General features: G+C 53.2%; 11 protein-coding genes. All 11 read right to left on the reverse strand.

Annotated features, from left to right (window positions below; all coding sequences use genetic code 11):
• Positions 1-20: 20 nt before the first annotated feature.
• Positions 21-1,301, reverse strand: a complete 1,281-nt coding sequence (locus tag BN2762_RS18365; protein ID WP_055110200.1) for an ABC transporter substrate-binding protein — start codon at positions 1,299-1,301, stop codon at positions 21-23.
• Between the two features lie 191 nt (positions 1,302-1,492).
• Positions 1,493-3,541, reverse strand: a complete 2,049-nt coding sequence (locus tag BN2762_RS18370) for an alginate lyase family protein (protein WP_055108341.1) — start codon at positions 3,539-3,541, stop codon at positions 1,493-1,495.
• Positions 3,534-4,448 carry an L-serine ammonia-lyase, iron-sulfur-dependent, subunit alpha gene (sdaAA, locus tag BN2762_RS18375; protein ID WP_055108342.1) on the reverse strand — a complete coding sequence of 305 codons (915 nt, stop codon included), beginning with the start codon at positions 4,446-4,448 and terminating at the stop codon, positions 3,534-3,536. Before sdaAA ends, BN2762_RS18370 begins: the two co-directional genes overlap by 8 nt.
• 31 nt (positions 4,449-4,479) lie before the next feature.
• Positions 4,480-5,145 (reverse strand): L-serine ammonia-lyase, iron-sulfur-dependent subunit beta, encoded by a 666-nt coding sequence (gene sdaAB, locus BN2762_RS18380; protein WP_055108343.1) that lies wholly within the window; start codon positions 5,143-5,145, stop codon positions 4,480-4,482.
• Positions 5,142-6,215, reverse strand: coding sequence for a dihydrodipicolinate synthase family protein (locus BN2762_RS18385; protein WP_055108344.1), 1,074 nt, complete (start codon positions 6,213-6,215; stop codon positions 5,142-5,144). Before BN2762_RS18385 ends, sdaAB begins: the two co-directional genes overlap by 4 nt.
• Positions 6,215-7,231, reverse strand: a complete 1,017-nt coding sequence (locus tag BN2762_RS18390; protein ID WP_055110202.1) for an NAD-dependent epimerase/dehydratase family protein — start codon at positions 7,229-7,231, stop codon at positions 6,215-6,217. The genes BN2762_RS18385 and BN2762_RS18390 overlap by 1 nt, the downstream gene beginning before the upstream one ends.
• Positions 7,232-7,431: 200 nt before the next feature.
• Positions 7,432-7,932: a sigma-70 family RNA polymerase sigma factor gene (locus tag BN2762_RS18395; RefSeq protein ID WP_055108345.1), complete on the reverse strand. Its 501-nt coding sequence runs from the start codon at positions 7,930-7,932 to the stop codon at positions 7,432-7,434.
• Positions 7,933-7,960: 28 nt separating this feature from the next.
• Positions 7,961-8,887 (reverse strand): D-alanyl-D-alanine carboxypeptidase family protein, encoded by a 927-nt coding sequence (locus BN2762_RS18400; protein WP_187386554.1) that lies wholly within the window; start codon positions 8,885-8,887, stop codon positions 7,961-7,963.
• Between the two features lie 247 nt (positions 8,888-9,134).
• The gene (locus BN2762_RS18405) at positions 9,135-9,800 is read right to left on the reverse strand and encodes a GGDEF domain-containing protein (protein WP_055108347.1); all 666 of its coding nucleotides are present in this window, start codon (positions 9,798-9,800) and stop codon (positions 9,135-9,137) included.
• A 63-nt stretch (positions 9,801-9,863) separates the two neighbouring features.
• Positions 9,864-12,953 carry a hybrid sensor histidine kinase/response regulator gene (locus BN2762_RS18410; RefSeq protein ID WP_074048738.1) on the reverse strand — a complete coding sequence of 1,030 codons (3,090 nt, stop codon included), beginning with the start codon at positions 12,951-12,953 and terminating at the stop codon, positions 9,864-9,866.
• 86 nt (positions 12,954-13,039) lie between these two features.
• A complete protein-coding gene (locus tag BN2762_RS18415; RefSeq protein WP_055108348.1) occupies positions 13,040-13,726 on the reverse strand; it encodes a class D sortase in 687 nt (228 codons plus the stop codon).
• Positions 13,727-13,792 lie beyond the last annotated feature (66 nt).

Here is a 13,792-nt window from a genome sequence, read left to right on the forward strand (position 1 = left end):
CGAATCCGCTTGCTGAGCAATTACTTCTTATAGAATTCATCAAGAACCTTCTGTACCTCCTGATCGGCCTGCTTCATCGCCTGCTCGACCGGTATCTCCCCTTCGAATGCCCGGTTGATGTTGTCATTGAATTTGCCGACCCATTCGCTCCATACCGCATTGACATCCAGCGTTCCGGCAAACTCGAAGCTGTCGAGGAAGGCCTGCTTATTGGCTGGCGACCCGCTCAGGAACTGCTCGGAATTGGCCACGGATTTCTTGACGGGGACCGCTTCGCCCAGCGAGGCCCATTCCTTCTGAACCTCATCCTCCGTCGCCCAGAATTTCACCCATTCCCAGGCAGCATCAGCCACGGCGCCATCCACCTTCTTATTGATTACCCAGGAATTTGCGATCACTGGAGAGAAGCGCTTGCCCTCAGGTCCCTTCGGCAGAAGCGTCACATCGTAGTTCAGGCCTGCGGCGTTCGCATCAATCGTTCGGGCGTAGATGCCGATTCTCATCGCAGCCGCTTTGCTCGGGAAGGGCGCCATATTGCTCTGGAAGCTCTTCAAATCGGAGGGCGTTGGAAGCAGCTCGCGCTGCATGCCGTCCACAATCCATTCCAGGGCGGCCCGATTCTCCGGAGAATCGATGACCGACTGGTCAAGCGTCTCATTAAGCACCCCTCCGCCGTAGGATTTCAGGACCGTCATCCAGCCCTCGGTAATGCTGAAAAAGGTGAGCCCGTATTGGCTGACTTTATTTTTGTCGAACGCCGGATCTGCGGCGTATTTGCCGTTGGAATCCTTCGTCAGCTGCTCCGCAGCCGCTTTCAGATCGTCCCAGGTCCAATCTTCATTCGGATACTCCACCTTCGCCTCGTCGAACATATCCTTGTTGTAGTACAGCACGGCGATCTGGATGCCCTGAGGAACGCCCCAATACTTTCCGGCAGCGTCTTTATTGAACTCCAACCCGTAATACTCATCGCCTTTCAAATCCTGCTGAATCCGTTCCGTCAAATCCATGAGCCCCCCGCGCTCCGCGTACTTTGGAACGAGCACGCCATCGGAGAGCCATACGTCCGGCGCGCTCTCCGCTGCGATCTGAGTATCCAGCTTCTGAAAAAATTGATTATACGGGGAGGATTCCGTTTTCACTTTAATATTCGGGTACTTCTCCTGGAATTTGGCGATGAGCTCCTGCATTTTCTCATCCGACTGGGCCGAAGAGTAAAATCCAAGCTTTAATTCCACATCTCCGCCGCCTCCGCCTTTGGAAGAGCAGCCGGAAATCAGCAGCGCAGCAAGCAAGATCATCGTTAGCAGCAGCGCGCTCCATTTGTTAAGCTGGCTTTTCAAGCTAAAACCCCCTAATGAATGGATTGTTCACCTAAATAAAGCGCTTTCTCAAAAATATGTCCGTTTCGTGAACGTGAACTTACCTTAAAATTACTTTATTCTTCCTTTTATGGTCAATGTCCTTAAAATGTCCTTTAATTGTGTTTTTCTTATATTTTTATGATGTAGGGCTTGACTTCATTCCCGGCTAAGCCGCCGCTGCGCACGACAAGCACCTCCCCGCTAAGGTGATGCGCTCCAAACCTGTAGCTCCGCGGACCTTGGTGGGAGAAGACAAGCTCCTCCTTTCCGCTTACCCGCTGGACCGACAACGCTGTAACTAAATGAGAGGGCACCGGGTTGCCATAGCTGTCCAGCACCTCCAGCTCCTGCAGAATCGGCAGCTTCGCCTGCGGATCCACACTAGGATAGAGCAGGGTTATGAATTTGGTAAAGCCGCTCCCCTTCTGAACGAAGGAGGCTTTATGCGCGGGGGTCTTCTCGTTGTAGTTGCGGGACACCCAGCTGGTACCCAGCTCGGTCCGAACAGGAACGAACGGAATGATCCAAAGAGCGGGACCGTGCTCGGAAGCAGCCGCATGAAGGATGCCCCCCTCCTGAATCGACGGCGTCAGCCCCTCCGCGAAATGAAAAGGGAGATGATATTCATGCTCAGCATGGGAACGGCAGGTATCGACCATGATCCAATAATCCGGCTTAACAAACAGCACTTGCCTGAACACATGAACCGGCTGTTCCAATCGCCAATAGCCATCATGCCCGGCCTGCACGTAATCGAAATCGGGACCGCTGCTCCAGTAACGGTCAACCGGCCTGGCCACGTTCGCCCATCTCCAGGAGCTGACAAAGGTGGAGATCGTCTCCCCGTCGACCGACAGCGTATTATGCTGCAGCGATTCCATGAAATATTTTCTGTCCTCCGTCTCCATGTACGTAAATCGGCCCGGATCGGTCAGGAACTCGCGGCCGTGGGCAAACAAGCTGATATGCAGAAGATCGTCATGCCCATGAGCCCGGATAACATCCATATGACCACCGTCAAAAACAAGATATTGCGCCTGACGGCTCCAATCACTGCGCATAAAGGCATAGCCGCTGTCGTTCAGCATGATCGAGGTGAAGCTTGGCTCTTGCACCGGCAGCTGCCTGTAACGATCATAGCCCCGTTCTCCAAAGAACCAGATTCCTTCATAATCCAGCCTCTCATAGGCCATCCGTTTCAAATCGCCGCGTCCGAATAGCACGGCCCCCCGGCAGAGCACGTCCCGCATATCCGTCCCGTCGCTGTCGCCGAGCATCGGCTGATGGCCATCAGGCTGAATGAAGGCCAGCGAAGCGGAATACATTCGATTCAGCGTTTCCTCCAGCACCGCCGGCATCTCGATGCCATTCAGCTTGCCCAGCCAAACCGATTCGAACAGACAGTGGAGCACCTCATGATGGTACATCGTGCACTGCTCGTTCTGAAGGCCGTCGGAATATACTTGAAGCCTGCACATTTCGGCCAGGCGCTGCAGCGCCGTATCAAGCCATTCCGCAGACTCCTCATGTTCAGGGAACATCAGCGCCAGCTGAAACAAGCCGTTCGTCTCCAGAAATCCCCAATTGCTCTGGCGATCATGAGGAACGTAGGCCAAGTTCAGATACATGCCATGCCGCCGGACCGCTTCTCGAAACAGCTTCTCCTCCGGCTCTCCCCATAAAGAGCAGCCGCGAACGCAATAGTATCCTTTAAGCCAATGCGTAATCCTTATGCCGCTGTCCAGCTTGCGCCATGTATCCTTAACGTTATACGCCCGATCCGCCGCAGACAGCACTTCTTCTTCCGTCAATGGATTTTGCCGGATCCAATCTTTAAGCAGCCGGATATACCCTTCGGCATACTGTTTCTTGCCGGTCAGCCAGTAGGCCTGCCCAAGCTCGCCCATATACCGGGCTCGATTGAGCATGACCAGCCATTCCAAGTCCTCGTTATGCCGATAATACCAGTCGATGCCCTCCGGAAACGCCACCTCCTCTTCACAGCGCTCCATATCCCAGCGATGAGTGAAAATAAAGGTATTTCTGCAGGCCAATTCCGCCCGGTGCAAGACCTCTTTCACTTCTTCCGGCCAGTGCTTGCGGCAGGCATCCACGATGAAGGGCTGATCATCCTCTGACCAGTAAAAGCGCCGAACCGGCTGCAAATCTTCACGCATTCTCTATATCCCCCTCCCCTGTTGTGCCTTGGTTTGAACCGAACAATCGGCGCCGATGCCTCTCGCCTGTCGGGGTCGCGGCAAGCCCGCCGAGGGCCGTCTCTTTCAGCGTACCCGGCATCGCCTGGCCAATGCGGTACATGGCGCCGATCACTTCATCCGCTGGAATGACGCTTTCGATCCCCGCAAGGGCCAAATCTGCCGCGACGATCGCGTTGGCTGCCCCCATCGCGTTCCGCATGACGCAGGGCACCTCCACGAGTCCGGCGACAGGGTCGCAGACCAGGCCCAGCGTATTCTTCAGCGCGATAGCAGCGGCATGAGCGGACTGGCTTGGCGTGCCCCCGGCCATTTCCACGATCGCCCCCGCAGCCATAGCCGATGCGGAGCCTACTTCAGCCTGGCAGCCTCCCGCAGCGCCGGAAATGAAGGATCGATTAGCGATGACATAGCCGATGGCTCCCGACGTGAACAGGAAGCGCACCATCGCCTCCCGGTCCGCCCCGATATCACCGGCCAGGCCAAAGAGACAGCCGGGAATCACTCCGCTCGCGCCTGCGGTCGGGGTGGCCACGATTGTGCCCATCGCCGCATTGACCTCATTCGTGGCAATCGCCCGGCTGACCGCCTGAAGCATCCTGGCCCCCGCCAGGGTACGACCCTGCTGCAGGTAGCCTTCGAGCTTGCGAGCATCCCCGCCGGTCAATCCGCTCCGTGATTTAACCTCCTCCGTCAGCCCCCGCAGCACGGCCTGCTCCATCGTGTCCAAATGCTGCTGCATCTTCTGGATGATCTGCTCCTTCGGCACTTCCGTGGCGTTCTCTTCCTCCTCGATCATGATGTCGGATATCGCTTTGCCCTGGGTCTCTGCCAGCCGTACCAGTTCCTCTATCGTGCTAAACCTCATCGTGCTGAACCTCCCTTTCTTTGCCTGCTCCTCACAAAGGCGGCAGGATTCGAACCTGCCCGACATCAGCAATGCCCGCGATCCTGGACCCTAAGGAATCGGCGATCGCTTCGTCCGTCTCGATGATCAGGAGAGCATCCTGGCCCTTCGCTTTGCGGGACATCCCCATTTTGGCGATATTGATTCGCTGATCCGCCAGTACGCTGGCTACGGAGGCGATCATGCCGAAATGATCCTTATGGAACACTAGCGCCGTCCAGGCATCCCCCGACAGATTCATCGCAAAGCCGTCCGCTTCCAGCATGGCGATTTTGCCCCCGCCGACGGAGATCCCCTTCACCCTCATTGTTCCTGCTCTGTCCTGCAGGGTGATCCAAGCCGTGTTGGGATGCTCTCCTGGCGGGTCTACGGTCGAAATCCTGATTTTCAGACCGATATCCTCCGCAATTTTGAGGGCATCCTTGATCCGAGGATCATGGGTATCAAAATTCATCAGCCCGCCGGTAATAGCCACATCGGTACCATGCCCCTGATACGTATTCGCAAACGAGCCGCAAAATTCAATATCGACCTCATGCGGAATGCGTCCAAATAAACGCCTGGCCATCCGGCCAATTCGCGCTGCACCCGCCGTATGCGAGCTGGACGGCCCAATCATCGCCGGGCCGATAATGTCGAAGACCGAGCGGTATTTCATAACGATCCCAGCCACTTTGCCAAATGGGCTCGCACGAATTCATCATCATTCAGATGGGGATAAGCGCGATAGACGCGATCTATCTCGTCCATTTGCCCCGGAGACAGCTCCTCCTCCGGGTTCAGGCACCAGCGGCCCTCGAGAAGGCCTTGACGGCGAAGCACCTCGTGTATGCCCGGAATGCAGCCATGAAATCCATGCCCCGGATCAAAGAAAGCGGCATTCGCATCGCTGATCTCCACCCCCCGCGTCAGCAGCTCTCCAGGTATGCCGTCTCCGCTTTCGCGCAAATCGATGATCTGCGACATCAGCTCAACGGCTTTGCGCGTCCATACGGCCCAATGCCCAAGCAGGCCGCCGACAATCCGCTTCTGTACTTTTACGCCGTTCACCGTAAACCGGTAGGTCGTCAGCAGATCAGCTACAATATTGTCATCGTTGCCCGTATATAAAGCGATGGACTCGCGCCGGCTGGATTCGCAGACGGCCCTGGCGACGTCCAGTGTCTGATAGCGGTTGAACGGTGCCATTTTTATCGCTTCAACCCCGGGAATTTCCGCCATTTCCCGCCAGAATCCGTAGCTCAGCCGCTGTCCGCCCACAGCCGGCTGCAGGTAAAATCCGAAGACGGGAATGACGCCCGCGATGGCCTCCACTCGCTGCAGAAGCTCGGACTCGGTCCACGATTCAAGTCCGCCGGTACTCACTAGGCCCAAATCAAACCCCAGCTTCGCTGCCAATTCCGCTTCCCGCAGTGCCTGATCCGTCGGACCACAGATGCCTGCGATTTTAATGAACGTCCGCTCCAGCCCCGCTGCCTCGACCTCTTCCGCTGCCATTCTCAGAACCGGTTCATACAGGCCAATGCCTGGATCGCGAATCTCAAATTGGGTCGTATGCACCCCGACTGCGATGCCGCCTGCCCCGGAATCGATATAGTACCTGGACAAAGCCCGCTGCCTGCGCTCATCCAGCCGCCTGAACGAATCCAGAGCCAGCGGATGGGCAGGGATAACAGTGCCTCGCTGCAATAGAGCCTTAGTGTCCGGTTTCAACTGGGGAGCTGCCATTAGAATGCACCCGCCCGTTCCTGGAAATGGGTCGGTTTGTTCAATGTGTCTCCCCCGGCTTCAACCCAGGCGGCGGTCCATTCCATCATCTGCCGCAGCGTGACGCGGGGATAGCCGAATACACGATGAGAATGGGAGGCATTGTTCAGCAATGCTGTCGGCTGCTCCGTTCCTGTAAGGCTTGGGGCAACCCCGAACATTTCACCAAACCGCTCCGCCAGCCAGCGTACGGATACGGTTTCCGGTCCGGTTATATTGAGCGTCACTGGTGGAGAGTCACAGAGAAGGAGCGAGCGTATGGCCATTTCATTGGCATCCCCTTGCCAAATGACATTGACCTGGCCCATGCTCAATTCAATTGGCGTTCCCTCCTTGACCGCCTTAGCAATCTCCAACAAAATGCCATAACGTAAATCGATAGCGTAATTCAAGCGAAAATTGACGAGCGGAGTGCCGTTCTTCCGGGAGAAGTATTCAAACACTCTTTCCCGGCCGAGACAGGATTGCGCATATTCGCCTACCGGAGCAGGAGGGGTCTCCTCGGAGGCGCCGCCCGATCCGATTTCTGTCAGCGGATAAATATTGCCCGAAGAGAAAGCAACAATACGCGATTGTGGAAACTTCTCCGCCACCCGTCCCGGCAAATAGGCATTCATCGCCCAAGTAAAATACTCCCGTCCGGTCGTCCCAAACTTGTTCCCGGCCATGTAAATGACATTGCGCGCCTCGGGCAGCCTCGCAAGCGACGCCTCATCCAGCAAGTCAGCAGCAATCGTCGCAATCCCTGCCGACTCCAGCTCATTCTGCAAATGGCCTGAGGAGAATCTTGACACTCCGGTAATTTTCGTCTTGAGGCCCGCAGCCTCGACCCCTCTCTTCAGGAGCTTGGCCAGACTCGGCCCCATCTTTCCGCCCACGCCGAGGATGAGAATATCACCATCCAGCTTGGACAAATCCTCTATTAAGCGGTCGGAAGGCTCGCTTAACTTGTTCTCCAGTTCGCTAATCGTTCTCAACATTCTCACCTCTTCAAATCATATGATCCCATGGAAGTTAATACCTCCCGTTGACTTCATTCTAGGAGCGGCAATATTATAAGACAACGTCTTTAAATCGACCTTAAAAGCGCTTACACAGATGACAAAATAAAAACAGCCGGGGATCTTCCCCGGCTTTGTCTGATGCCATACAGCAATTGAGCACTTATTGATTAAGGTCAAGCAGTGACTGTAGCCTTCGGCACACTGCGCAGCCTTTGTCTCGCACGATATAAGGTGATTTTGAATTTGGACAGCGAAATGTCCATCAAATTCGCCGCTTCCTGATAAGAGAAACCATGGATATCATACAGCAGCACAGCCTGCTGCTGGTTTAGAGACAGCAGGGACAATTGGCTGTACAGCTCTCGGCGGATCTCCTCCCGAAGCACGCACGCCTCCGGCGTTTCATCGGAAGCAAGTTGGTAGAAAAATTCATTCTCGTAAGAGGAGCAGCGGCTCTCCTTGCGCAGCTTATCTATGTAAGCATTATGAGACACGCGAAACAGCCAGGGCTTCACTTTTTTCTCCGGCAACTGCTCCAAATGTCCCCATGCCCGGCAAAATGTTTCTTGTGTCAAATCCTCCGCAGTATGATGATTCCGGCATAAATAGAACAAATAGCGGTATACGTCATTCTTATATTCGCGGTAAGCTTTATCTATCGATAAGACGTTCATGTTATTTCTCCCCTTCGCTTCTCTCTCTTTAACTTTGGAATCCGTAATTCAGCAATCGGATCGAATCCGACCACACCCCGAGCTCCGTCGAATGAAGAACTACAGAGATCAATTCTTTGTCGTTTTGGACGGCCGACCCGATCAGACAATAGCCTGCCTTCTCGGTGTAGCCGGTTTTAATGCCGTTAGCCCCTTGAAAATACCATTCATTATCGCTTTGAATCAGTTTATTGCGGTTATGAAAGGCTGCAGCTTCTCCAGCGCCCTCCCTATAATGAACCGGCTCGCCGACGATTTCCCGAAATGCTTCATGATTCATTGCGGCTAAAGCGATGGCGGCCATATCACGGGCCGTCGTATAGTGATCCGGATCATGAAGTCCATGCGGATTGACGAAATGGCTTTTCTTCGCGCCAAGCTCATTGGCCCGCTGATTCATCAATCCGGCAAAATATGCGATCGCTTCCTCCGGCTCCAGCTTGCGGCCCATATCTTTCTCAGCAACATAGACCGCAGCAGTTCGGGCGGCATCATTTCCTGACGGAAGCATCATGGCAGCGACTAAATCCCTGACGGACAGCTGGTCTCCTTCCTGCAAGCCCGCCGTGCTCTCATCGGCTGTGCGAAGGCGCGCCTCCCGGCCGACCGTTACAAGCTCATCCAACTGAGCTCTTTCCAGCACGACCAGCGCTGATAAAATTTTAGTTGTACTGGCCGGGTACATTTTGCTCTTGTCATTATGGGCATACAGGATTCTTCCGGTTTCCCGGTCCATGACGAGTACGGCTTTCCCTTCCATGCCGCGGAGCTCGGGAACGCTAAGCCCGCGCCATTGGGCTCTAGCATCGTTCATCAACGCGGCAGCACGCAGGTGAAGGCGCTCAAACTGCGGATGATAGCCAAGAAACAGCAATATTACGATCACTGCCAATAGTGCAAGCCATTTTTTTCGCAAGAGCCTTAACCCCCTTCTCTTCATGCTCCAGTCCAACGAATCGATAGTTCTATTATCGGGCTCATAGTTTTCTTTCCGCGTAAGAAATTATTAAGAATACCTTAAGATTTTGCTGCAAAATCCTTAAACTTCCTTCCTGACGCTGATCCAGATCGGCTACGGCAATACGGCAACGTTCCTCAAACAGCGTACAATTACAAAAAGACGCGCCTCCCTGTACGGGATGACGCGTCTTTAACAGACGGATCTAAAACAGCATTTTTTTCTTATGCTTCTTCCTAAGCGTGTACTCCAATTCCTTTAAATATTTATGCCTTTCCTCTCTGTAAAGCGAATAACGGTTTCTGCCGAGCTTCTTGGCGTGATACATTGCGAGGTCAGCTTCAGCCATCATTCGCTGCCGGTCAACCTTGCGCCCTTCACTGATGCTGATCCCGATGCTCCCGGTAACCTTGATGTTCCGACCCTGAATTTCAAACGGCCGGCTGATTTTATCCAGGATCAGCGCCGCCAGAATCTCCACCTTGTTCGGATCACAATTTTTCATGATGAAGACGAACTCATCGCCGCCGATGCGAAAAGCCAGCTGGTTTTTATTCGTGATTTGGCGCAGGCCGATGCTGACATCATGCAGAAGCTGATCTCCCGCCTGATGGCCATACGTATCATTGATTTCTTTGAAATGATCCAGATCCAAAGACAATACAGCCAGTTGATCCTTCCCTTTATGTCGTGCCCAGAAGTTTTCGAAACCATTTCGGTTCATAAGCCCTGTGACGGCATCGGTATAAGCCAGCTTCATCAGTTCTGTTCTCTCGCGGAGCAGCGACCGCAGAACAACGGTCATCCCAACCAGCACCGCGCTTAAAACCCCGATGATTATGATATAAATCGTTCCTGTATGTTCTGCCATACTCATATCACATCCTATTTCATAGAAAGAACTATAAATAGCGAAGAACCAAGGTCGGCCAGGCTATGATTTAGGCTTAGGTATCTTAAAAGCCACCCTCGTTCCTTCGCCAGGAACGCTGCTTATACGTAAGCCCTGTCCATAGAGCTGCTTCAAGCGCCGGTCTGTATTGATGAGCCCGATTCCACGGCGCGAACGGGAATCGGCTTCAAGCAGGCTGCTCAGCTTCTCTTCCTCGATGCCAACGCCGTCATCCTCAACGATAATCTCTGTATAGCCGGGGTGATTATGGATGCGGATCGTTACTGTGCCTCCGCTTACCCGTGTCAGCAGGCCGTGCCTGACCGAATTTTCCACGATGGGCTGAACGGATAGGGGAGGAATCTGCATGCTGCTGTAGTCCTGCAAGTCCCAAACCACCTGCAGTCGGTCTCCGAAGCGCTCCTTCTCGATGTACAGATACGAATGCAACAGTTCAAGCTCATGCTCTATCGGCACGAGACGCTGCAAATTGCGCACATCAAAGCTGGTTCGCAAATAACTGCCAAATCGTTCGAGGAGAACAACCATCCTTGACGTATCGATGACACTGAGCGAAGCCACGGAGTTCAGCGTATTATACAGAAAGTGCGGCTGAATCTGCGCTTGCAGCCAAGCAGCCTCCATGCGCAGCCGTTCCATAATCGACCGCTTAAGGGCAATCAAGGCCTGCACCCTTGTTTTTAGCTCTAGCGCATCCATTGGCTTGCTTAAGTAATCATTCGCTCCCGCCTTGAACCCGGCTTCGATATCCTGAGACCGGCTTCTCGCCGTCAGGAGCAGGATCTGCAGCTCGGAAATCGAGTATTTGCGGCGAATTTCCCGCGTAAGCTCGTAGCCTGATATATTGGGCATCATGACATCGGAAATGACGAGGTCCCATTCCCCCGCATCAAGAAGCAGCAGCGCTTCCTCGGCGGTGGTTACCGCCGAAATATGATAATGCTCCGCAGAGAGAACATGCTGCAGTATTTTTAGATTCACAGGATCGTCATCCACAGCGATAATTTTCGGCTGGCTGTCCCACCGGGGCGCCTCCTGCTCCAGAGCGGATTCCTCCGTAACGGCCGGCTCGGCTAATCCGTCGGAGGAAGCTAAAATCATGAAAGCCGCCTCGTCCTCTCCGGATTCCCCGGTCTCTGGAGCAGCTTCATTCTGAGCGGCCATGGCCAGAGGCAGCGAGAAGCTGAATACGGAACCATGGCCAGGCTCGGATTGCAGCTCCAGGCTGCTTCCATGCAGCTCGACGAATTGCTTGCAAATGCTGAGTCCGAGTCCCAGCCCGCCCTGTAGGGCAGGAGCGTTAGGATCCCCCTGATTATACGGGAGGAATACTCTGCGCTGTGTCTCTTCGTCCATGCCGATCCCCGTATCTCTTACATAAATACGGGCCTGATTCTCTTGCACTTCCGCCGACAGCACGATGAAGCCTTCATTCGTGTATTTAATCGCGTTATGCAGCAAATTGAACAGGATTTGCACCAGCCTGTTCTCGTCGGCAAGAACGCGCGGAAACGCATCAGGCACATCCAGAACCATTTCCAGCTTCTTCGCATCGCTTAAATAACGAAGCATCTCAACTACGCCGGAGGCCGTCGCCTGCAGGCTCACACTCTGCTTATACAGCCGAATTTGCCCCTCTCTGAGCAATGAAACGTCCAGCAGATCATTGAGCTGAAGCGACAGCCGCTGGCCAATTTGGACTAGAAGCTTCAGATCGCTGCGATGCCTGTCTACCAAGCGATTCTGTCCATTATCAAGCACCGCCTGGGCCATATTGATCATCCCGTGCAGCGGATTCCGCAATTCATGCGAAGTGTTGGCAAGGAACTCGTCTTTCCGCTTATCTTCCTCTTGCAGCCGTTCGGCCAGCTGCTTCGCTTGAAATGTCGTCTGCGAGAACCGGATAAACCAGAAGGCCGCAAAGCTGATAAAAGCAATGATCAAATCCACTGGATAGTAGGGCATATCCATCCAAAATCTACTCTTGATAATCCCGCCGATAAATATATTTATGGAAACGGCAGCGGCCGCCATCAGAATGAAAATGGCCGACTTCTCTCCTTCCCGTATAGAGCGGAATGCGAAGTACGGAACGAGTATAATGACGGCAAGCATAATGATAAGCAGCAGATGATTGCCCACTCTCAGATAGCGGTCCGGCAAGCCGATCATAAGCAGCATGCCCGCAGCGCTAAACACAAGAAGCGCGCGAACGATTCTTCTATTCTCATTTCGGCGCAGAAGAGTTTTCGTGCATAGCATCAGAAAAATTGCCAGGCAAATGTAGATGATAATCTTCAGCTTGAAGACCCATGCCATCTGCATAGGCAGCCAGACAAGCAGCAGCTTATCGTCGTCCGTCAACACGGAGAGGACGGCAAAGAAAATCATTAGCGCAAAGTAGAGCAGCTCCTTGCCGCGATGACCGAGCGCAAACAAAATTCCGGCATATACGCCATGCAGCAGCAATACGATACATACGACGATCTGCAGCATCTCGGACAACAGCCTCTCACTCATCATGGCCGAGGCTGTTCCAAATTGCACGGACTGTACAATGCCGCCCATGCCGTAAATATGAAAATTCGATACATGGAGGAGAACCTCAATTTCAGATTTATCAGTGTGAAAATCAACGGAATAAGGAACGTTTCTTGCTTTGTTCTGTTCCTTAGTCTCAGCGGGATGCCCCATTTCACCGTACATTTGACCATTTATATACAGTCGTGATGCTGACTGGACATTCGGGAGCCGAATCGAATATACGTCGTCCGTATCCTTAATGAGAACCCGAAGGCGGTAGGATCCATAGCCGTATTCGTGATTTATGGAAGAGCTCCATTTTCCCGGAACCTGCATATAGAGACTATCGAATTCACTACGCTGTTGTCCGCTTGCTGCTGGACTCACAAATTGCCCGGGGTAGAATTCCCACTCTCCATTCAGTGCAATAATCTGCCGGTCGCTGAACTGCCACTGTCTGAGATCCAGTTCTCCGCGCTCCGCCTGAGGATGCTCCGGCATGATGCGGAAGGAGTACCAAAGCAGTCTCAAGCTAACCAGCACAAGCAAAAATATTCCGAGATAAATGAATACTTTCCTCGTTGTCATCTGTTTCTTTGAAATGGACAAGGCTCAACAATTCCTTTACGGTAAGATTGTAGACCATGCCTCACAATCAATTGAAAAAGGGAAGTCTACTCATTTCCCGCTGCTTGTTCGCCTTCCCTGACGTCCTGCTTGGCATGAACAATCAATCGATGGGTAGGGTTAACCAGCGGATCGCAAGTAATCAAGGTGAGCGTCCGCTCGCTGCCGCGATTCTCCAGCACGGAAACATCAGTTGGTTCGACAACTGAAATTTCGTACACAGTGTATACGAACTTCTCTCCCTTGGAACGAACGATGATTTCATCTCCTACTTTAACCTCATCCAGCCGATTGAACAACCTTCCGGGCGTCTGGGAACGATGTGCCGCAATGGCGGCATTTCCTACCTGCCCTAACGGAGCTGTCTCTGTCATGTGCGCAGCCGCATGCTTCAAGTTCTTCTTAGTAGCCCCTTCCAAGACCGGCAGCTTCAAATCGATGACATCGATGAGAATCGTTCCCAAACCTTCTTCCTCATCAGCTTGGGTATCCTCTACCAAGTCAACGATTTGTTCCGGCTCCGCGCTCATTTCCTCCAGCCATTGAGATACCTGCGTATAGCTGGACAAGAGGCTTGAACGATCATGGCCGTCCTTCCTGCCCCATCCTTGTTCCGCCTTTTCAATCTCTTGCAGCAGCATTTCTTGTCTATGTTCGCTGTATAATACGTTCATTTTAGGATATAGGACGATGAGTATTCCTGCAACTATAAATACGTACGCTAATTTACGCATGTTCCTTTACTCCTGTTCTATCTTTTATATTTCGAGCTTGATTCGCCAAGTATACAATCTGGTTCT

This window comes from Paenibacillus ihumii (assembly GCF_001403875.1).
Lineage (GTDB): Bacteria > Bacillota > Bacilli > Paenibacillales > Paenibacillaceae > Fontibacillus > Fontibacillus ihumii.

Bases quoted from the DNA above. Each gene is read 5' to 3' on its own strand.
- BN2762_RS18365 (WP_055110200.1), bottom strand. From the start codon at position 1,301: ATGATCTTGCTTGCTGCGCTGCTGATTTCCGGCTGCTCTTCCAAAGGC.
- BN2762_RS18370 (WP_055108341.1), bottom strand. From the start codon at position 3,541: ATGCGTGAAGATTTGCAGCCGGTTCGGCGCTTTTACTGGTCAGAGGAT.
- sdaAA (WP_055108342.1), bottom strand. From the start codon at position 4,448: ATGAGGTTTAGCACGATAGAGGAACTGGTACGGCTGGCAGAGACCCAG.
- sdaAB (WP_055108343.1), bottom strand. From the start codon at position 5,145: ATGAAATACCGCTCGGTCTTCGACATTATCGGCCCGGCGATGATTGGG.
- BN2762_RS18385 (WP_055108344.1), bottom strand. From the start codon at position 6,215: ATGGCAGCTCCCCAGTTGAAACCGGACACTAAGGCTCTATTGCAGCGA.
- BN2762_RS18395 (WP_055108345.1), bottom strand. From the start codon at position 7,932: ATGAACGTCTTATCGATAGATAAAGCTTACCGCGAATATAAGAATGAC.
- BN2762_RS18405 (WP_055108347.1), bottom strand. From the start codon at position 9,800: ATGGCAGAACATACAGGAACGATTTATATCATAATCATCGGGGTTTTA.
- BN2762_RS18410 (WP_074048738.1), bottom strand. From the start codon at position 12,953: ATGACAACGAGGAAAGTATTCATTTATCTCGGAATATTTTTGCTTGTG.
- BN2762_RS18415 (WP_055108348.1), bottom strand. From the start codon at position 13,726: ATGCGTAAATTAGCGTACGTATTTATAGTTGCAGGAATACTCATCGTC.